Origin of the sequence: Bradyrhizobium sp. SZCCHNS1050, from assembly GCF_032484785.1 — a bacterium.
In the GTDB taxonomy this organism is placed as follows: domain Bacteria; phylum Pseudomonadota; class Alphaproteobacteria; order Rhizobiales; family Xanthobacteraceae; genus Bradyrhizobium.
In genome coordinates this window covers 268,163-289,311 of the sequence record NZ_JAUETR010000002.1, presented here as the reverse complement: position 1 = coordinate 289,311, position 21,149 = coordinate 268,163, and the positions used below count along the sequence as shown (strand labels likewise).

Here is a 21,149-nt window from a genome sequence, read left to right as displayed (position 1 = left end):
CGGTGACGAGTTGCTCGGATCGCACGCGGACTGATCTGCTTCGTCCTCCCTGGAGTTGATGTTGATCTCGTGCGCCCGATGCTTGGCGGGTCACCGGTTCCACAGCGGCCGCACGTTCGATGATAGAACACATCGTCGGTCGCCATGCCCGGCTGAGCTGATTGCACGTCTTGGATTGGTGCGCGGAGCCGCATGTCCTTGTGTTGCCGCCGCCATCATGATCGTTCTCCGCACCATCATCGAATACCGCATGATCGAGATGACAACGCCTGTGCGTTGCACCGCAGGAAGATTTATTCGGCTTCGTGGCGTCATTCGGCCCGGACCGCGACCAATGAGTACGGAACCAAGGTGATAGACGGACGAATGTGTGACACGCGTCGCGTGCCGATGGCTGCTATCACGCTGCAACTATCGACGATCGCGGACGGATTTCGCACGGACCCGATCGCGCTGAACGATGCCACACTTTTTCAGAGCCGCCCCGGCGCATCGCGCCTCGTGCCGGTCGTTTGCCCGCGACGCTGCGACGGAATTGCCCACTTGTCCAATTGTTGCCGGAAAATCGTCGGTATCGACTGTCAATAGCGCGGAGTGAAGCACTGTGTTTGGGAGACGCGCCTGGATGAGTCTGGCTCAAGACCGCCCGAGAACGAAAGCCGCGGCTGCCCTCAACGACCTTCTCTCGGGAAGCGACGATCCGGTGACGCGCGGGTTGCGCCAGGCTGTCAAACGCATGGCCGGCATCGGCGTGTTCAGCGGCGTCATCAACATCCTGATGCTCTCGGGCTCGGTTTATATGATGCAGGTCAATGATCGCGTCGTTCCGAGCAAGAATCTCGCCACGCTCGTCGGCCTGTCGGTGATGATTCTAGCCGTCTATCTGATTCAGGGTTATTTCGACGCGTTGCGCACCCGCATGCTGTGCCGGGTGGCGACCGTGTTCGACGCGAGCTTGCAGGACGCGATTCATCACGCTCTGGCCACCCTGCCCCTGCGCGGCACCAAGCCGATGCTGATGCAGCAGCCGCTGCGCGATCTCGACCAGCTGCGCGCCTTTATGTCGAGCATGGGACCAACCGCCTTTCTCGACATGCCATGGATACCGATCTTCCTGATCGGCATGTTTCTGTTTCATCCGCTGATCGGCATCACGGCCGTCATCGGCACGGCCGGAATCATCTCGATGACGCTGGTGACCGACCGGTTGTCGCGTCAGGCGAGCAAATCCGCCAGCGATACGAGCGCCGCGCGGCAGGTTCTCGCCGACGCCACCCAGCGCAATGCCGAGGTGATTCGCGCGCTCGGAATGCTGGATCGCTTCTCGGCACGCTGGAACGCCGTCAACGAGCGCTATCTGAAGGACAACATTCGCGCGAGCGATGTCTACGCCAATCTCGGAGCCGCCGCGAAAGTGCTGCGCTTCATCCTGCAGTCGGGCATGCTCGGCATCGGCGCGGCGCTCGTCGTCTCCGAGCAGGCCTCCGGCGGCGTGATGATGGCCTCGTCGATCCTGATGGGCCGCGCGCTCGCCCCGATCGAGATCGCACTTGGCAGCTGGAAACAGCTGGTCGCCGCGCGCCAGGGCATCGCGCGTCTGCGCGATATCTGCAAGGCCACCGCCAGGCCGGAAGCGCCGCCGGTCGCGTTGCCCCGCCCGTTCCGCGAGCTGACCGTACAGGAGCTGACGGTCACCGCGCCGGGCACCGATCGGCCGATTGTTCAAAACGTGTCGTTCTCGATCAAGGCAGGCACGGGTCTGGCACTGCTCGGCGCGAGTGCCTCCGGCAAGACCTCGCTCTCGAAGGCGCTGGTCGGCATCTGGCCTGCACAGCATGGATCCGTCCGCCTCGACGGCGCAGCGCTCGACCAATGGAGCAACGAGGATCTCGGCCGCCACATCGGCTACCTGCCGCAGGACGTTGCCCTGTTCGACGGCAGCATCGCCGACAACATCTGCCGCTTCGACGAGAATGCGAGCTCGGATGCGATTCTGAAGGCGGCGCAGATCGCCGGCGTGCACGACATCATCCTGCGGCTGCCGGAAGGCTATTCGACGCGAATCGGCCAAGGCGGCATGTCGCTGTCGGCCGGTCAGCGGCAGCGCGTGGGTCTGGCCCGCGCGGTGTATGGCGATCCCTTTCTCATCGTCCTCGACGAGCCGAATGCCAATCTGGACACCGACGGCGAGAACGCGCTCAGCCGCGCCATTCAGATCATGCGGCAGCAGAACCAGAGCATCGTGATCGTGATTTCGCACCGTCCCAGCGCGCTGAATGCGCTCAACATGGCGCTGGTGCTGTACGAGGGCAAGGCGATCGCATTCGGTCCCTGCCAGGAGATCTTTGCCCGCGTCGCCGGAGCCAACAAGGCCGCGGGACCCGCCGTCGCGCATGCCCCCGCTCCGCCCAGGGTTGCTGCTCCCGCAGCGGCGCCAAATCCGAACGCCCGCTCGCTTCGTCGCGCCGCCCCAGCAGAAAGCGCTTGATCAATGAAACACATCAACGACTTCAGGCCGTTCGACGACGACGATTATGTGCGACCGAAGACTCGCGCGGTCGGTCCGCAGGGCGATGCATTGATTCTCGAGCTGCAGCGGCTGCAGGGCGCATTCGACGACGGCTCCGACGAGGACCCGCGGCAGCGCCACGGCACACGGGACGGCGGCAAGAAGCGACGGCGTCCGCCACCGTCGCCAGGCAGGCCAAAGCCGCGTTCGAAGAAGAAGGGCAGCACCATGGGCCGCGCCCTCGGTGCGTCGCTGTCGCTGTTCGGTCTCGGCGCCCAGGCGCCCCGGACACGCCGGGGTGAAGGCATCCGCGAGATGGACTGGCAGCAGCCCGCACCGATGCGCGGCAACGAGCCGGAGCTGTCGCCGCCGCCGCGCCATCCGCCCGCGCGCATGGCGGGCAGCAATTCGGCGCCCCTGCTCGACCTGCAGGATGCACGACGCGACGGCAATTTCGGCGTCGGCGCGCCGCGCGCGGTCGGGCAGCAGAACCTTCCCGCCCGTCTGGCGCATGCGCCTGCCGTTCCGCAAACCCGTGTCGGCCGCCTGGTCGGTACCGCCGGTACGGCCTTGACCACCGGCATGACCTTCATTGCGACGCAAGGAACGGCGGCCGATCTCGACGACGGTTCGGACGAATCGCTGGTGCCGCGCGTCAGCCGCATGTTCGAGAACGAGTTGCGTCTCGGCTTGCGGGTGCTGCTTGTCGCCGGCGTTCTCGGCGGCGGCTGGCTGACCCTCGTGCCGCTCGCCGGCGCGATCGTGGTTCCCGGCAATCTCGTGGTGCAATCCAACGTGAAGGCCATTCAGCATCCGACCGGCGGCATTGTCGCGGAAATCAAGGTCGACAACGGCAAGCGCGTCGCGGCGGGCGATCTGCTCGTGCGGCTCGACGCTACGCAGAGCCAGGCCCAGCTCCAGGCGATCACCAAGCAATTGAACGAGCAGCGCGCCAAGATTGCGCGGCTCTCGGCCGAGCGTGACGGTCTCGATCAGCCGGACTATCCGTCCACTCTGACCTCACGTCAGGACGATCCGAACGTCCGCACCGTGATCGCGTCGGAGAACGCGCTGTTCAAGGCCCGTGCCACGACCCGCAAGAGCCAGAAAGAGCTGCTGCAGGGCCGCATCGTCCAGCTGAACAACGAAATCAGCGGCATGGAGTCTCAGCTCGAATCCAAGAACAAGCAGATCGAGCTGATCAAGGGCGAGTTGGCCGGCGTGCAGGAGCTCTATGACAAGCGGCTCGTTCCGCTGACGCGACTGACCACGCTGCAGCGGGAAGCCGCTCGGATCGACGGTGAACGCGGCCAGCTGGTGTCCAGCGTGGCGGAGACGAGGTCCAAGATCAGCGAAGCCGAGCTCCAGACCGTCAAGATCGATCAGGATTTCCGCAGTGAGGTGGTCAAGGACCTCAGCGAGTCCCAGGCCAAGGAAGGCGATCTGGTCGAGAAGGGCGTCGCCGCGCGCGACCAGCTCGATCGCATCGAGATGCGCGCGCCGAACTCCGGCACCATCCACCAGCTCGCGATCCACACCATCGGCGGCGTCATCAAGCCGGGTGAGACCGTCATGGAGCTGGTCCCCGATTCGGACGAACTGCAGGTCGAAGGGCACGTCCAGCCCAAGGATATCGATCACGTTCACACCGGGCAGGATGCGATGGTCCACTTCAACGCCTTCAACCAGCGCACCACGCCGAAATTGAGCGGCCAGGTCTCGTTCGTGTCGCCTGATATCACCAATGACCCGCGAACCGGCTCCACCTTCTACACGGTCAGGATCACGCTGTCCGACGAGGAGCGCAAGCGGCTCGGCAACGTCAACCTGATGCCCGGCATGCAGGCCGAAGTCTACGTTCAAACCGGCAGCCGGACGATGCTCAGCTATCTGATGAAGCCGGTTCTCGATCAGTGGCGCCGCGCCTTCGTGGAGTAACAAGACCGAACGGCCGCGGTCGGCGTCATCGCTCACGAATGAACGCAGACCGCGTCGGCACCTCGACATGAACGTTGCAAATTTTCCCCGCACCTCAGACCCGGCGATGGTGCCGGCAAGTGCGTTACCGTCCGCCCAGCCCGGCGCCCGCACCGAGGCGTCTGATCACGCACGAAAGCCGCGACTGCCGCCGCCAGCGGCCGTGCCGACCCAGGAGGGTCCCCAGGGGCTGCGCTTCGACTTCAACGACGGCTGTCGTGTCATGCTGCCCGACACCGGACACGCCTGGCACGTCCGATTGAGCGATCTCGAGACCGCCAACGTCCTGTTCGACATCGACCTGCGTTCTGGGCACGTCAACAGCAGCAAACGCTACTTTGTCCCGTTCAGGCTCGAAGTGTGGTCAGGGCCCGAGCTGCTGCTGTGCCACGACTATGACGCCACCGACCGCGACGTCCTGATCCAATTCCCGGTCGGCACGATCGGCGACATCATCGGCTGGATGAGCTATGCAGTGAAGTTCAAGGACCTGCATCGGTGCCGCCTGAGCTGTGCGATGGGCGAGCCGCTGATCCCGCTGTTCCGCGACGCCTACCCTGACATCGCATTCCTCAGCCACGAGACGGTCCAGCCGGAGCGATACTACGCAACCTACTCGGTCGGGCTGTTCTTCGACGATGCCGAGCTGGTCCATCAGCCCTATGATTTCAGGCAGGTCGGCCTGCATCGGACCGCAGCTCACATTCTCGGCGTGGATCCGGCCGAGCGTCCACCTCGCGTCGCGTTGAGCGAAGACAGCCGTCCCATCGAGGACCCCTATGTCTGCATCGCCATGCAAGCAACGACCGCGTGCAAGCACTGGAACAATCCTGAGGGCTGGCAGAGCATCGTGGCCTTCCTCCGCGAGACCGGCTATCGCGTGATCTGCATCGATCAGACCGCGGAGCGCAGCCACGGCGCCTACCGGACGCAAATTCCCGCCGCAGCCGAGGATCAGACCGGCGACCGGCCGCTGCCCGAGCGCGCCCGCTGGCTCAAGCACGCCGCGTTCTTCATCGGCCTTTCCTCGGGGTTGTCATGGCTGGCCTGGGCGGTCGGCACTCCGGTCGTGCTGATCAGCGGCTTCACCCACCCCACCAACGAGTTTGCGACCCCCTATCGGGTCATCAACCATCACGCCTGCAACAGTTGCTGGAATGATGCCAGTCATCGCTTCGACCATGAGGACTTTCTGTGGTGCCCGCGATGGCAGGGCACGTCCCGACAGTTCGAGTGCACGCGCCTGATCACGGCCGCGCAGGTCGAGGGCATGTTGCGCCGAATTCCCGGCTTCGGACAGGGATTGCATCCGCAACCGCGCACCTCTCAGCAGCAGGCGGCGCCTGCGCCCTTTGATCGGCATCGAACCTCGAGGGCAGAGTCGGCGCCGGAATCCGTGGAGAGCGACGAACCGGTCGCGCTCGCAGCACTGCTGGCGCAACCGTGCGGCGACGTTGCCCGCGGGGGCCTTGCAGTCGGCGTCACGGTCGCCGCCGGCAGGCTGCTGGATCAGGCTGCCGCCGGCATCGCGGAAGGCGATCGCGCAGCCACCGCGAGCGATCTCATGGGCGCGCTGCAGAACTACAAGCAGAGCATCGCCATCGTCAGGTACCTGACCGTAGCCAATCCGGACGACGCCGGGTTTCAACGCAACCTCTCGGTCGCCTTGAACCGCATTGGCGCCGTGTTGTTCGTTCAGCGAAACCTCGAGGCTGCGCATGCCGCCTATTCCGCCAGCCTCGCCATCATCCGGAAGCTGACCGCAGCTCACCGCGGCAATCTCAGCTTTGAGCGCGACCTCGCCTGGTGCCACGCTCTGCTGGCGGACGTGCTCGCCGCCCAGGGCCGCCATGCCGAAGCCTTCGAGCAGCGTCGCGCCAATACCGCGCTGATCACCCACCTCGCCAACACGGTCGCCAACGATCCGTCGCTGCAGCAGGCGCTTGCAAATTCCTACCAGAGTCTGGGCGATGCCTTCATTCCACTCGGCAACATCGACGGCGCGCTCGCCGTCTACCGGATCAGCCTGGGCCTGACCAAGCAAGGGCTGGACGCGAACGGGCAGAATGACCCGGCCTGGAATCAGCTCTACACTACACTGCTGCAGAAGATCAGGACTGCGCTCCTGGCACAGCGTCAGGCCGCGCCGCCGTCCTGAACGGCGCACGGCGAGGTCGGCCGATACGCCCAGGCGCCTTCGCCTCTCACTCCCCCGGACAGACGATCCATCGTGGCGTTTTTCCAGCGATCGCGCTGCGACAATGCCGCGCGCCCGTGTCGCCGGGCAACCTCGAGCGCATCAGACCAACCCTGCGTCTGATCTCCGGAGACCGGCCACTCACCGGCGAGATGCAGGCAGCATCTTGACGACAACATGCAATTCGCGCCCGATCGCCGCACCCCGCATTTGCTGCTTGCCGCCAGAAATCAATCACTTGGCACGCGATCGCGGCGCATCTGTCACAGATCCGCGATGTCCCGAGAACAACATATTTGCGGACTCCCCCACGCCTTTTTTGGCCCGATTGCTCCGAGCATATAGCGAGGTGCGACAAAGTAGCGCGCGTCAGAAAAGCGCGCGACACAGCGGCGCACGGGCGTGAGGCGCGGCGCAGCACGTCCGACGCAGGGCCGATGCGCTTCCGCATCGTCCGGCCAGTTTCGGTACGGGGCCCTGCCGGGCGTCGGATGAACTTGGGGAGAGATGATCTATGGCGAATAACACCTTCAACCCGACGGCGCTGGCCAACGGAACGTCGAACCTGCTGGTGCGCGCCTCAGCGCTCAAGATGTCGACCGACCTCGTCCAAGCCGGCGTGGTGTTCAACGATGCGGTGCGCGCCTCGCTCGGCCTGTTCACGCAGGCAGGCAGCGGCAACTCGAACCCGTTCCTCGGCAGCTACACGACCGATCTCCACGCCGTACAGAACGACATCGCCGCGATGCTCGCAAATCCCGGCCAGGTGACCCTGGGCGGCCAGGCCTTCACGCTGAATGCGACCGACACCGCCGTTCTCACCAACGTGCAGGCGCAGATCTCGACGCTGCTCACGGCCGCACCGCAGACCACGAATGCTGCGACGATCACAGCCGCGGATCAGACCCTGCACGCGGTCCAGCAGGAGATCCTGCAGGAGATCAACGGCGACGCGCATCTGTCCGGCGCGCTCAACAAGGTCAACTTCCTCGCCAACACCGGCGGCCAGGACGTCGGCTTCCAGAACACGCCGGCCGGTGCCGATGATGCGGCGACCTTGGCCGCAGCGACCGCAGGCAACACGCTGAAGGATGTCGGCCTCGTCTTCAACAAGGTCGTCGACCTCGCCTCCGGCGGCATCAGCACCGCGAACCTGCAGGAGGTAACGAACGACCTCACCGCGATCTCGCAAGGTCTCACCAAGATCCTCAACAACAAGACCCAGCTTGCCCAGATCGAGAATGGCGAAACGGCGAACGCGGCCGCGCTCACGACCATCCATCTGCAAACGGTGCTCGGGCAGATCAATCTCGAGCTCAACCAGTATGCCAAGGCGGAAACAACCGGCAATCAGGCTGCGCTGCGCGGCACGGCGGACAATCTGCTCGACAGCATCGACATCATTCAGAACGACGCCAATCTGAACAAGGCCGCGGGCGGCAACGGCATGCCCGGCCATGCCGGCGGCTTCGCGGAGGATCCGGGCGGGTTGACCGGCACGGTCACCAAGTTCCAGGACAACCAGGCGCAGACGAATTTCTGGGCCGCCTTCTTGGCGGAAGGCAACACCATCAACGCGACCCTGCAGAAGATCGCAACCGGCGGAGCGCAGGCCAGCGCCGCACTGGTCACTCAGATCCAGAACTATCAGGCATTTGGCGCCAATTTCGATGCCGCGCAAGGCAACGTCTTCCGTGGCCGCTTCGACAACGAGCTTCTGAGCGGCACGCTCGAAGCCGACACGGCGGCCGCGGTGAAGGGCCTGCAAGGCATCCTGAACGGCGATACGGGCGCTGCGCTTGCCGCGGACAAGGCGATGCTCGCCGCGGCCGGCCAGGGCTTCGCGGCCGACGCCATGGACGTTTCCGGCAACAACATCGCGATCGGCGGCGCGACCTATGTCGGCTCGGCGACCACGGTCTCGACGGCCACGTCGGTGCACGGACTCGCCCAGGGCACGATCCCGGTCACGGCAACCCCGAACATTGCCAACGGCACCGGCGGCTCATCGTCGACGCCGCCGGCTGGTGGCGCCACGCCGGTGAATTTCAGCCCGACCGCGCTTGCCAACGGCACGTCGAACCTTTTGACCCGTGCCACGGCGATCCAGCATTCGACCGACCTGGTGCAGGCTGGCGTCGTCTTCAACGACGCGGTGCGCGCCTCGCTCGGCCTCTTCAGCCTCGCCAACAGCGGCAACTCGCCGGCCTTCCTCACCAGCTACCAGGCCGACATCACGGCGGTGCAGACCGATATTGCGGCGATGCTGGCCAACCCTGGTCAGGTCACGCTCGGCGGCAAGACCTTCGCCCTGAACGCGACCGACACGGCGGTGCTGACCAATGTCGAGGGGCAACTGGGCACACTGCTGCAGGCGGCGGGACAGTTCGCCAACGCCAGCACATCGGCAGCGGCAAGCCAGACGATCCATGCGCTGCAGCAGGAAATCCTCGGCGAAATCCACAACGACGCGCATCTGGCGAACGCGTTGAACAACGTCCCCTTCCTCGCCAATACCGGCGGCCAGGACGTCGCCTTCCAGACGTCGCCCGCGGGCGCGGACGATCCGGCGAGTCTTGCCGCCGCTACCGCCGGCAACAGCCTGAAGGACGTTGGTCTGGTCTTCAACAAGGCCGTCGAGGTCGCCTCGGGCGGCATCAACACCGGTAACCTTGCCGAGGTGACCGCGGACTTCACCGCCGTCCAGCACGGACTGACGGCCATCCTCAACAACAAGACCCAGCTCGCGCAGATCGAGGCTGGCGAGACTGCCAACGCCGCGGCGCTGACGACGATCCATCTGCAGACAGCGCTCGGCCAGATCAACCTGCAGCTGGGCAAGTATGATCAGGCTGCGACCACCGGCAATCAGGCCGCTCTCCGCGGCACGGCCGACAACCTGCTCGACATCATCGACATCATCCAGGGCGACACCAACCTCAACATGGCGGCAGGTGGCAACGGCAACGCCGGCCATGCGGGCGGCTTTGCCGAGGATCCGGGCGGGCTCAAGGGGACGGTCACCAAATTCCAGGACAACCAGGCGCAGACGAATTTCTGGGCCGCATTCCTGGCCGAGGCCAACACCATCAACGCCACGCTGCAGAAAATCTCGACCGGCGGTGCGCAGGCGAGCGCGGCCCTGATCACGCAGATCCAGAACTACCAGCAGTTCGGCGCCAATTTCGACGCCGCCCAGGGGGCCGTGTTCCAGGGTCGGTTCGACAACGAACTGCTCAGCGGCACGCTCGAAGCCGACACCGCCAACGCGGTCAAGGGCCTGCAAGGCATCCTCAACGGCGACACCGGCGCAGCACTTGCGGCAGACAAGGCGATGGTCGCCGCGGCCGGCCAGGGCTTTGCCGCCGACGCCATGGACGTCTCCGGCAACAACATTCCGGTCAATGGCGGCACCTATGTTGGGACGGCCACGACGGTCTCGGCGGCGACCTCAATCAAGGGGACCGCGCACGGCACCATTCCGGTCACCGCGACACCGAACCTGGCCAACGGCACCGGCGGCACTGCTGCGGCAGGAACCACCGCCGCCGGTGGCGCTGCAGCCGGTGGCACCGCGGCGAACGGAGGCACGTCGACCGGCGGAACCGCGGCTGGCGGCACGGCGGCTGGCGGAACGGCGGCTGGCGGCACGTCGACGGGTACCACGGCCAACAACGGCAGCAACGCCACGCATCACAGCGATCATCACCATCATCACGATCAAAGCCAGGGCGCGCATATGAGCCAGGCCGCGGCTGCCGGGCCCGACATGTCGCATCTCCACGCGATGCATCACATGTGGGGTTGACGAGGCAGCCGCAGCAGCTGCTGCGGCTGGGATACGGATACCCGGGAGCAAGCAGATGAGGTCCACTCGCGCAGTGCTCCCGGGGGAAATGAGAAGGACAATGAGCCGGGCGAGACGACACGCGTTGAAGAAGGAGGCCTCGGAAGATCAACAAAGATGCACGTTCCGTTCCGCACCGCGGAGGCTCGTCACGCTGGAACTTTTCTAAGGAGAGATCGGTGACCGGTCGCAAGATCGGGGCAACTTCTTGTCTGGACCGTGCGTCGAAGCGCCGCTGAGCGACGATGTTGCGGGGATGCCACGACGGAAATCAACGAGTTAGTAAGCTTCCGACCGCCGCCGTGACCCGGCTGCGACAGGAGCCATTTGCCCGAACAACATCATATTTGAGGACTCCGCGGCGCTTCTTTTGGCCCCATTGGAGCAAATAATTCCCAGGTGCTCTGAGGCTGCGACATTTCGCCCGTTCCGCGAAGGAGCGAACGAGACGTCGCTGCCCGATCAACGCCCGCGTGCTGCCCATACGCCAAGCAGCAGACGCCGGGTTGAAACTTGGGGAGATGATCAATGGCAGCCAATACCTTCAACCCGACGGCGCTGGCGAATGGCACGTCCAATCTGCTGGTTCGCGCCTCTGCGCTCAACCCGTCGACCGACCTCGTCCAGGCCGGCGTCGTGTTCAACGACGCGGTTCGCATCTCGACCGGTCTGTTCTCGACGCCCCAGAACAGCGGCAACTCCAACCCGTTCCTCGGCAGCTACACCACAGACCTGCATGCCGTGCAGAACGACATCAACGCGATGCTGGCCAATCCCGGAGATGTCACGATCGGCGGCAAGGCATTCACGCTCAACGCGACCGACACCGCGGTGCTCACCCAGGTCTCGAACGAGATCACGACGCTGATCAACGCCGCACCCAACACGACCAATCCGGCGACCCTCGCCGAGGCCGACCAGACCATCCACAACGTGCAGATGCAGATCCTGGCGCAGATCCAGGGTGACGCGCATCTTTCCGCCGCGCTCAACAACGTTCCCTTCCTGGCCAACACGGGTGCCATGGACGTGGCGTTCCAGAGCCTTCCCGCCGGCAACGACAGCGCCACCAATCTCGCTGCAGCGGCCGCGGGCGACCTGACCGCCATCGGAACGGTGTTCAATGCCGCCGCTGACCTTTCGCTGGGCGGCATGAGCGCCAACAACATCAACCAGATCCAGGCTGATTTTACGGCCGTGACGCAGGGCCTTCAGGCGATCCTGAATGACCCCGCGAAGCTCGCTGCGATTGAAGCCGGTGAAACCGCCGTTGCGGCCCAAACGACGACACTTCACCTGATGACGCTGCTCAGCCAAGCAAACCTTCAGCTGAACAAATACGATGTCGCCGAGACGATGGCCAATCCGACGGCGCTGCGCGGCTCCGCCGACAACATCGTCGACATGATCGACGTGTTTCAGAACGACGCGGCGCTCAACGCAGCGGCGGGCGGCACCGGCGCGCCTGGTCACATCGGCGGGTTCTCCGAAATGCCCGGCGGCCTGACCGGGACCGTCACGAAGTTCCAGGATAATCAGGCGCAGACCAATTTCTGGGCGTCGTTCCTCGCCGAGGGCAATACGCTGGGTGCGAAGTTGGTTGCGGTCGCAAATGGAACAGGTACGGCGTCACAGGCCCTGATCGACCAGATCACGAACTACCAGAACTTTGGCGCCGCGTTCGATGCGGCGCAGGGGGCGGTGTTCAAGGGACGGTTCGACGACGAGCTCGCCGCCGGAGCTCTGCAGTCTGACACCATCATGGCCACCAAGGCATTGATGGGCATCATGAACGGCGACACGGGTACAGCCCTGGCGACCGATCAGGCGATGTTGAAGGCTGCCGCCGCGAACTACATCGGCAATGCCGGAGACATTGCGGGCAACAACATCGCGATCGGCGGATCGGCCTACGTGACCTCAGCGACGAGCTTCGTGACAGCGACTGCGGTCAATGGCATTGCCCAGGGCACCGGCATGCCGGCGGGCGCCAATCCGAACATCGCCAACGGCACGGGCGGAACGCCTACGAGCACGACCACGCCCGGCGGCGGCATGGGCGGAGGTGGCACGACCGGTGGTGGCACCACCGGAGGCGGCACTGCGGGCGGCGGCACCACGGGTGGTGGGACGACCGGTGGCGGCACGACGGGCGGTGGAACGGCCGGCGGAGGAACCACCGGCGGCAACAACACCACCACGACGCATCACTGCGGCGGCCACCACAGCCATCATAGCAGCCACCACACGGCGGCAGCCGCGGCCACGGCCGCAACGGCGGCAGCAGCCTCGAGCGGTCCGGACATGTCCCACCACCACGCGATGCACCACATGTGGGGCTGACGCCTTCAGCAACCTGACCAACATTGGCCGGCGCAGATCCCTTGGGTCTACGCCGGCTCGTTGCGTTGTGGCAGCACCGGCCATCGACGCTGCACGTGGCCGGACAAGCTCCATCCGCTGCTCGAAGGGTTCTAGCCGACCGTTTGCGATCGGCCTCACCTAAGCCTCCGTTTCGCTTCAATCCGCCTCGACAACGGCATTCGTCGAACATTCAGCAAGTTGCCATCATGAACGAGCTCGCCGTCGCCTTCCGTCCCCGCCTCGTCCCCGCAGCGTCCGACGGCAGACAGCCGTCGGCGGCCGCGCTCAATGATCAAGCCTTGCGCATCGCCGAGCAGGCCTACCGGAAGGTTCTTTCGCTTCAGCCCCGTCATTTCCGCACCCTGTGCAGCCTCGCCATGGTCCGCCTGCAGCTCGGCGACACACATGAGGCACGCGACCTGCTCGACCAGGCCGCAGAGGAAGCCGGTGACGCCGCGGATCGGCACCTGTCGCTCGGCAAGTCCTTCGCAGGCCTCGGCGACCTCGCCAAAGCGAGCGCGCATCTGCAGCGCGCCGTCGCGCTCGACGAGACCTCGACCGAGGCCAGGCTTCTGCTCGGCAGCGCGCTCACCAGCCTCGGCGATCCTGCCGGCGCGGTTCGGCATCTGGAGCTGTTGCTGGCTGCGGACGCGGGCAGCGCCGATGCGCACCAGGCGCTCGGCTTTGCCTTGCAGCGCCTCGACCAGTACGAGCGCGCGCTCGCGCATCACGAGGCCGCACTCGACGCGCGGCCGGATTTCGCCGCAGCCGCCGCCAGCCTTGGCGACGCCTGCCGCATGCTTGGGCGGCACTCGGAAGCCATTGTCCACTACTCGCGCGCGCTCGCGATCCAGCCCAACGCGCCGGTCGTGCTGCTCAACATCGGCGGCTGTCAGCAGGCCACCGGTCAGCTCGACGCCGCGATCCACACCTATCAGCAGGCCCTTGCCCTGAACCCCCGGCTCGCAGAGGCGCACTACAATCTCGGCAATCTGCACCTGGAGATGAAGAGCGGCCCTGCCGCCATCTTCCATTACGAGCGTGCCATCGCCGCGCGGCCGGACTTCCCGGAGGCCCATAACAACCTCGCCAATGCGCTGCGATCGCGCGGCAAGCACGACCTGGCGCTCGCGCATTACGACGAGGCGGTACGCCGGCGCCCCGACTATGCCGTCGCCCACCGCAACCGCGGCGATGCGCTGCGCGACATCCAGCGCTACGAGGACGCCGTCGCGAGCTATCGAACCGCCCTCGCCCACGATCCCCGCGATGCCACGACGATGAACCATCTCGCTGGCGTGCTGATGATCCTGGGGCGGCTCGACGAGGCGGCGCTCGCGTATGAATCGGCCCTGGCTGTCAACCCGCGCAGTATCGGCACGCACCTCAATTACGGCGTGGTCAAGCCGTTCGCGGTCGACGACGCGCGCTGGGCACCTCTGCAGGATCTGGCCGCGAGATCGGAGACACTCACCGAGGATGCGCGCATCGCCCTGCACTTCACCCTCGGGCGGGCTTATGCCGACATCAAGGACGGCGAACGGTCGCTGGTGCACCTCAACGCCGGCAATGCTCTCGAGCGCCGCCGCATCAACTATGACGAGAACCAGACGCTGCGCCAGATCGAGCGCATCCGCGCGGTGTTCTCCAGGGACATGCTACAGGCGCGCGCAGGCCATGGCGATCCATCGCACGCGCCGGTGTTCGTCATCGGCATGCCCCGGTCCGGCACCAGCCTGGTCGAGCAGCTCCTCGCCAGCCATTCCGCCGTGCATGGCGCCGGCGAGGTCAACTATTTCGCGGCCGCCGCGGGGCTGTTCACCGATCGTGACCGCGGTGACTATCCGGAGATGCTCGCCAAGCTGTCCGACGCCGACATCACGACCCTCGCGCGCGCCTATCTCGACCGGTTCACGGACCTGCCGGCGGACACCAAGCGCATCGTCGACAAGATGCCGTCGAACTTCCTGTTCGCCGGGCTGATCCATCTCGCGCTGCCGAATGCCCGGATCATTCACGTCCGGCGCAATCCGATCGACACCTGCCTGTCCTGCTACACCCAACTGTTCGCCGAGCCGCAGCCCTTCGCCTACGATCTGGCCGAGCTCGGCCGCTACTACCGGGCCTACGACGCCTTGATGAGCCATTGGCGCTCGGTGCTGCCAGAGGGCGTCATGCTGGAGGTGACGTATGAGGACATGGTGCGCGACTTCGATGCGCATGCCCGCAAGATCGTTGCGCATTGCGGGCTCGATTGGGATGATGCCTGCCTGTCGTTCCACGAGAACGAGCGTCCGGTGAACACCGCCAGCCTGGTCCAGGTCCGTAAGCCGCTGTTCTCCGGATCGGTCGGCCGCTGGCGCATGTATGGCGACCGGCTCAAGCCGCTGCTCGATGCGCTCGGCAGCGAGGCCGTGCGGCCGACGATTGCCGAGGCGATCGCGGGCGCCAAGCCGCCCCAGCCGGTGAACGTCGCTCCGCCCGTGGTGACGCCGACGACAGCATCGCTTTCCTTCGCTTCGCAGCAGGCCGGATCGCTGCAGACTCTGGCCGAAGGCGCCGCCGCCGTGGCAAAGAAGCTGCAAGGCCGCGGTGACTTCAAGGATGCCGAGACGATCTTCAAGCTGATCCTCGCGGGGCAGCCGAACCAGTTCGACGCGCTGGTCGGGCTCGGCATGGTCTGCACCACCGCCAACCGGCTCGACGAGGCCAAGGAGTTCTTCCGGCGCGCGGTCGCGGTGAACGACAAGTCCGCCGAGGCCCATGGCAGCATCGGAGCCGTCGAGGCCTCCGCCGGCCATTATGAGACGGCCGTCCAGCACTACGAGACGGCACTTGCGCTGGCGCCGAGCCACGCCGGCATCCTCTATGCCTTCGCCATGGTGCGCCAGAACCAGGGGCTGATCGACGAGGCGATCGCCCTGCTCCGGCGGGCGATCGACAACAAGCCGCAGCACCTCGATGCGCATTTTGCGCTCGGCAACCTGCTCTATACGGCGGGCAAGGATATCGAGGCGGCGAAGCACTATCTCAAGGTTCTCGACTTCAGTCCTGAACACGCCGAGACCCACAACAACATCGCCAACGTGCTGCTGCGCCAGGGCCATCGCGAGCGCGCCATCGAGCACTACAAGCGGGCGATCGCGAGCCGGCCCGACTATGCCGACGCCTATGGCAATCTCGGCAATGCCTTCCTTGAGCTCAACCGGCTCGAGGAATCGATCGAGCAGAACCTGCTGGCCATCAAGATCAAGCCGGAACGCTTCGGCTCCTACAACAATCTCGGCGTCGCCTACCAGGCGCTCGGCCGCTTCGACGAGGCGACGGCGGCGTTCCAGAAGGCCTTGGAGCTGGCGCCGGACGACGCGCCGATCCATCTCAATCTCGCGAACATGTCGAAGTTCAAGCCGGACGACAGCCGGCTTCCTGGTCTGCGGCAGCTCCTCGAACGCGTCGACCGTCTCGATCAGGAGAAGCAAATCGCAGCCCATTTCGCGATGGGCAAGGCGTTGTCCGACCTGAAGGACTACGACCAGGCCTTCTCGCATCTGCACAAGGCGAACACCCTCAAGCGCAAGACCTTCGACTACGACTCCGAGCAGCGGCTCGGCATGATGAAAAATGTCGCGGCGCGCTTCACGCCCGAGTTCTTTCGCATGGTTGCAGGGCACGGCGACGACTCCTGGGCCCCGATCTTCATCGTCGGCATGCCGCGCTCCGGAACCACCCTGATGGAGCAGGTGCTGGCCAGCCATTCCAAGGTCTTCGGCGCGGGCGAGCTCGAGACCTTCAAGGATCTCGTCGGCGAATGCGCCAACCGCCAGAAGGTCGTTCCGGCGTATCCCGATCTGATCACGCTGCTGCCACCCGAGGAGATGACGAAGATCGGTCAGGAGTACACCGCCCGCGTTCGGACGCTGGCGCCCGAGGCCGAGCGCATCGTCGACAAGATGCCGCTGAACTTCCTGTTCGTCGGGATGATCCATGCGGCGTTCCCGCGCGCCAGGATCATCAACACGCGGCGCGACCCGCTCGACAATTGCGTTTCCTGCTACTCGCTGCTGTTCACCGGCTCACAGCCCTTTGCTTACGACCTGACCGAGCTCGGCCACTACTACCGGGGCTATGAGGGCGTGATGGAACACTGGCACCAGGTGCTGCCGCCCGGCGTCCTGATGGACGTTCGATACGAGGATCTGGTCGACGACCTCGAGGGCGTGTCGCGCCGCGTGCTCGATCATTGCGGCCTCGACTGGGAGGATGCCTGCCTCGACTTCCATCGCACCGAGCGCATGGTGCGCACGGCGAGCCTGATGCAGGTGCGCGAGCCGATCTACCGCCGGTCGATCGGAAGCTGGCGCCGCTACGAGAAACATCTTGGACCGCTTTGCGAAGCCCTCGGCATCGACCTTCCGCCGCCGGAATCCACATGACCGCCGGCAAATAACCGGGTGCTGTTGCCCAGGGATTGGTGACAGGCGCGGCACCCGGCTATCCGGCCGCGCGGCGGAGCGGCCGGAGCATTGTGCTCCGTGGCCTTTAAGAAATTATCTTCGTCATATGCAGAAGCGTCAGTTTTAATACGCAGACCGACAACTAATTACACAATCAAGGGTTTATCTATCCACTCAGCCATTGGCTGAGGCGAATTGCGTTCGCAGACCGGCCAAATCGAACCCAAAAGCCACCAGGATAGCACCTTCGGTCGTCCTTATCAGTTCAATTGATAGTTCGCTCCTGTGGGGTTTGAGGCCTGTCGACGGGCATGCCGCGATGCGGCACCGGTCCGGACACAACCTTTCGGCGAGTTTCGGGTATCGGTCCTGCCTCGCGGTCCATCTGATGCTGACGCCGGTCCCAACGAGGGTGTGTCATCCGCCACGGTCATCTCGGCCTGCACCTTGATGGCGCCCCACGGCATTCGGCGAGGTTGAAGCGCCCGCCCAACTCTGGCTCGCAGCAGCTTTCTCCTTTCCCGTTTGAATCCCCCAGCGCCTCCACCGGCCGGACGAAGCCAGACTGTGACGACGGCCCAGCAGGCGCTTGACCTGGAGGCCAAGGCTTGGTTTGACCCGTTTCATCCGGTCAGAGCCCGACCGGATCCAGCCCCCAACCGTGGAAGATCCCTGACCATGCGCATCACTCTCGTCGGCTCCCGCCATTTCGGTGTCGCCACACTGAACATGCTGCGCGAGAGAGGAATCGAGATCGCGCGGGTCGTCGTTCATGATGGCGAGGACCGGCTCGCAGCCGCGGCGCGAGCAGCCGGGATCGAGGTCGTGGTCCAGGCCAATCCGAAGGTCGTGCCCGCCGGTGAGATCGCCCCCGACACGGACCTGATCGTCACGGCACATAGCCACGCCCGCGTCACCCACGAGGCCGTCGCAGCCGCCCGGCTCGGCGGCATCGGCTACCATCCCTCGCTGCTGCCGCGCCACCGGGGCATCGCCGCAGTGGAGTGGACCATCAAGGAGGGCGATCCGATCGCGGGCGGCACCATCTACCACCTCGCCGACCGCATGGATGCCGGCGCCATCGCCGCCCAGGAATGGTGCTTCGTCAAGAAGGGCGAGACCGCGCGCGAGCTGTGGGAGCGCGCTCTCGCACCGCTCGGGCTCAAGTTGCTCGGCGATGTCGTCGAATCGGCCAAGGCGACCGGCACGATTCCGGCCAAGCCGCAGGACGAGCAGTTCGCGACCAACGCGCCCAGCCTCACCCCGCACTGAACATCTGATCGCATCGCCCCGATAAGTTGTGGACATCCTCCCCGCTGGCGCCTTCGCGGTGCCCTGCGAACGGCAGCATGGGCGGTCAGCGGAAGGATGAGGGCGGTCGTCCGCTCATGGGGTGGGCGAAGGCGCAGTTTGCGCACAATGCCGCCCGAATGGCTCAAAGCCGGGTTCCGCATTAATCGTTAATGGACTGAAATTGCTCGATAAAAATTCGTTGCGGCGCTGCGGCAAATTTTCGTCACAATTCCTCCAAATAAGGTACCGATCAAACGACATTGAGGGACAACGATTCATGCGTCTCGACCGCATTGGAATGGCTTTCGCCGCGTCGATCCTGGTGGGTAGCTTGGCCGCCCCCGCATTCGCCCAGTCGCCCTATGACGGTCAGTGGCAGGTGACGATCGTCACCAACAGTGGCAGCTGCGAGCCCACGGCCAGCTCGACCTTGATCGTCGCAGACGGTAAGATTTCTGCGGCTGGCGCCAATGTGTCGGGTTCGATTGGACGCGAAGGCCTCGTCAAGGTCTCCATCAATGGCGCATATGCGAATGGGCAGCTCAACGGCAATTCTGGCTCGGGCAAGTGGAACGGCGCCTCGGCCGGCATCCCCTGTAGCGGCCGCTGGCAGGCTTCGCGCCTGTAACGGCGCGCACACGCTCCTGAAGATGGTGCGGCGGGCCGCGGCCGCCGCCGTCGTTTTGACAGCGGGTATGACCGCCTCGCCGGGACACGCCGATCCGGGCCCGTTCACCGGCATGGCCGGAACGTGGGGCGGCAGCGGCACGGTTGCCCTTGAGGACGGCTCAACCGAGCGTATCCGGTGCCGGGCCAATTACGGCGTCTCGGGACCGCGGATGACGCTCGTCCTGACCTGCGCCAGCGATGCCTACAAGTTCGGGCTGCAGGCCGAGGTGATCGCCGAGGGCTCGGCCATCTCGGGGACCTGGAGTGAGACCAGCCGCGGCATCAATGGCGTGCTGCAGGGCCGTGGCGGCGGCGGCAACTTCCAGCTGCTCGCGACCACCGCCGGCTTCAACGCCAACATCGCGCTCGCCACCCGCGGCAAGAGGCAGTCCGTGTCGATCCGGGCCGACAGCCAGTTCCGCGCAGCCAACATTTCACTGTCGCGGTGATCTCGATCAACCGCCACGCTTGGCGCCGGGGATTGCACCTGCGGAGGGCGCCGGAGCAAGCTGCGCGGCGGTGCGCTTGATGGTCTTGGCGACCAGCAGCGCCTGCTCCCGCGTCATGGCGAAGTCCTGCACACCTTTATGGGTGGTCAGCGACAGCACCATGAGATGAGGCTCCCGCTCCGGCCAGCCGGTGGCAAAGGCGGTCACGAAGTCGGCTGAAGCGGCGCGTTCGGTCATGTCGTGTCTCTGGCTGCCTTGGGCTGTATCGCGGCGGTCGCTTTAGGACGAAACACAGCCACACTCCACGTTTTTCTCGATGACACGCGTCCGTCGCGAGCGAACCTGGCGCGGCGTTGGTGCACTGCACCGTTGATTTCATTTGCATTGCTCTGCACGCGAGGTGATACAGCCCGCCTTCGCCGCCCTCCTCCCTCTCCCCGCCACCTCATGAATCGTCCCGCTTCGAAACTGATCGCCGCACTGTGGATGACGGGCTGGCTCGGCCTGATGCTGGTGATGGCGGTGGCCGGACGCGAAGCCATGCGCGAGCTCAACGTGTTCGAGCTGATGGAGCTGCGCTGCCTGATCGGCCTGGTGATGCTGTCGCCGGTCATCGCATTGAGCGGCGGCTTTGCCAGGCTGCGCACCTCGCGCCTCAAACAGCACGCGGCGCGCAACCTCGTCCATTACGGCGCGCAGCTTGGCTGGTTCTTCGCGCTCACCTTGATCCCGATCGGCCAGGTGGTGGCGATCGAGTTCACGATGCCGATCTGGACGGCGCTGCTGGCGGCGGCCTTCCTCGGCGAGCGCATCACCCTGTTCAAGCTGGCGGCGATCGGGCTCGGCCTCGTCGGCGTCGTCGTGATCGTCCGCCCGGATACCGGGGCGATCAATCCGGGACAGCTCATCGCGCTGGCCGCCGCAGTCGGCTTCGGTATCTCGATCGCGCTGGTCAAGCTGCTGACGCGCACCGAGCCCACCGTGTCAATCATCTTCTGGATGCTGGTGGTGCAGTCCATCGCCGGCCTCATCCCTTCGCTCGTATTCTGGACGCCGCCCTCGGCCGCGACCTGGGGCTGGATCCTCCTCGTCGCCTTCTGTGGGACCTTCTCGCATTTCTGCATGACGCGGGCGCTGCTCTACGCCGACGCCACCATCGTGGTGCCCATGGATTTTCTCCGCGTTCCGCTGACCGCCACCGTCGGCTGGCTGGTCTATGCGGAGCGTCTCGACGGATTGACCGTGGTCGGCGCTGCGTTGATTCTCGCCGGGAACCTGCTGAACCTGCGTCCGCCGCAGCCTCGGGCCGTGCCGATGGGCAGTTCGGCTGGGACCTGAGGCGCCGGGGAGCCCTCAAGCGGCGTGATCCGGATCACGGAACCGGCGCGCT

The 21,149-nt window shown here is 65.3% G+C and carries 11 protein-coding genes; 10 read left to right on the top strand and 1 reads right to left on the bottom strand.

The features are described from left to right. The first annotated feature begins 625 nt into the window (after nt 1-625). From QX094_RS25700 to QX094_RS25660, 9 genes are all read left to right on the top strand, one after another. Complete coding sequence (locus tag QX094_RS25700; RefSeq protein WP_315711800.1) at nt 626-2,488, top strand: type I secretion system permease/ATPase; 1,863 nt, start codon at nt 626-628, stop codon at nt 2,486-2,488. A 3-nt stretch (nt 2,489-2,491) separates the two neighbouring features. Continuing rightward, nucleotides 2,492-4,447 carry an HlyD family type I secretion periplasmic adaptor subunit gene (locus tag QX094_RS25695; protein ID WP_315711799.1) on the top strand — a complete coding sequence of 652 codons (1,956 nt, stop codon included), beginning with the start codon at nt 2,492-2,494 and terminating at the stop codon, nt 4,445-4,447. Nucleotides 4,448-4,514: 67 nt separating this feature from the next. After that, nucleotides 4,515-6,644, top strand: coding sequence for an autotransporter strand-loop-strand O-heptosyltransferase (locus QX094_RS25690; RefSeq protein ID WP_316186143.1), 2,130 nt, complete (start codon nt 4,515-4,517; stop codon nt 6,642-6,644). A gap of 553 nt (nt 6,645-7,197) precedes the next feature. Continuing rightward, entirely contained in the window at nt 7,198-10,491 is a 3,294-nt protein-coding gene (locus tag QX094_RS25685) for a hypothetical protein (RefSeq protein WP_315711795.1), read from the top strand. Between the two features lie 567 nt (nt 10,492-11,058). Further along, on the top strand, nt 11,059-12,873 hold the full coding sequence (locus tag QX094_RS25680; protein ID WP_315711794.1) for a hypothetical protein: 1,815 nt from the start codon (nt 11,059-11,061) through the stop codon (nt 12,871-12,873). Nucleotides 12,874-13,100: 227 nt separating this feature from the next. Beyond that, a complete protein-coding gene (locus tag QX094_RS25675) occupies nt 13,101-17,327 on the top strand; it encodes a sulfotransferase (protein WP_315711793.1) in 4,227 nt (1,408 codons plus the stop codon). Nucleotides 17,328-18,026: 699 nt separating this feature from the next. After that, nucleotides 18,027-18,620 (top strand): formyltransferase family protein, encoded by a 594-nt coding sequence (locus QX094_RS25670; protein WP_315711792.1) that lies wholly within the window; start codon nt 18,027-18,029, stop codon nt 18,618-18,620. A 298-nt stretch (nt 18,621-18,918) separates the two neighbouring features. Further along, complete coding sequence (locus QX094_RS25665) at nt 18,919-19,269, top strand: hypothetical protein (protein WP_315711791.1); 351 nt, start codon at nt 18,919-18,921, stop codon at nt 19,267-19,269. 22 nt (nt 19,270-19,291) lie between these two features. Continuing rightward, nucleotides 19,292-19,759, top strand: a complete 468-nt coding sequence (locus tag QX094_RS25660) for a hypothetical protein (protein ID WP_409977878.1) — start codon at nt 19,292-19,294, stop codon at nt 19,757-19,759. Between the two features lie 6 nt (nt 19,760-19,765). Here QX094_RS25660 and QX094_RS25655 read toward each other — a convergent pair whose 3' ends face one another. Next, a complete protein-coding gene (locus QX094_RS25655) occupies nt 19,766-19,996 on the bottom strand; it encodes a hypothetical protein (protein ID WP_315711788.1) in 231 nt (76 codons plus the stop codon). A gap of 210 nt (nt 19,997-20,206) precedes the next feature. On the opposite strand from QX094_RS25655, the gene QX094_RS25650 reads away from it, so the two are divergent. Next, a complete protein-coding gene (locus tag QX094_RS25650) occupies nt 20,207-21,097 on the top strand; it encodes a DMT family transporter (RefSeq protein WP_315711787.1) in 891 nt (296 codons plus the stop codon). The last annotated feature ends 52 nt before the right edge of the window (nt 21,098-21,149 follow it).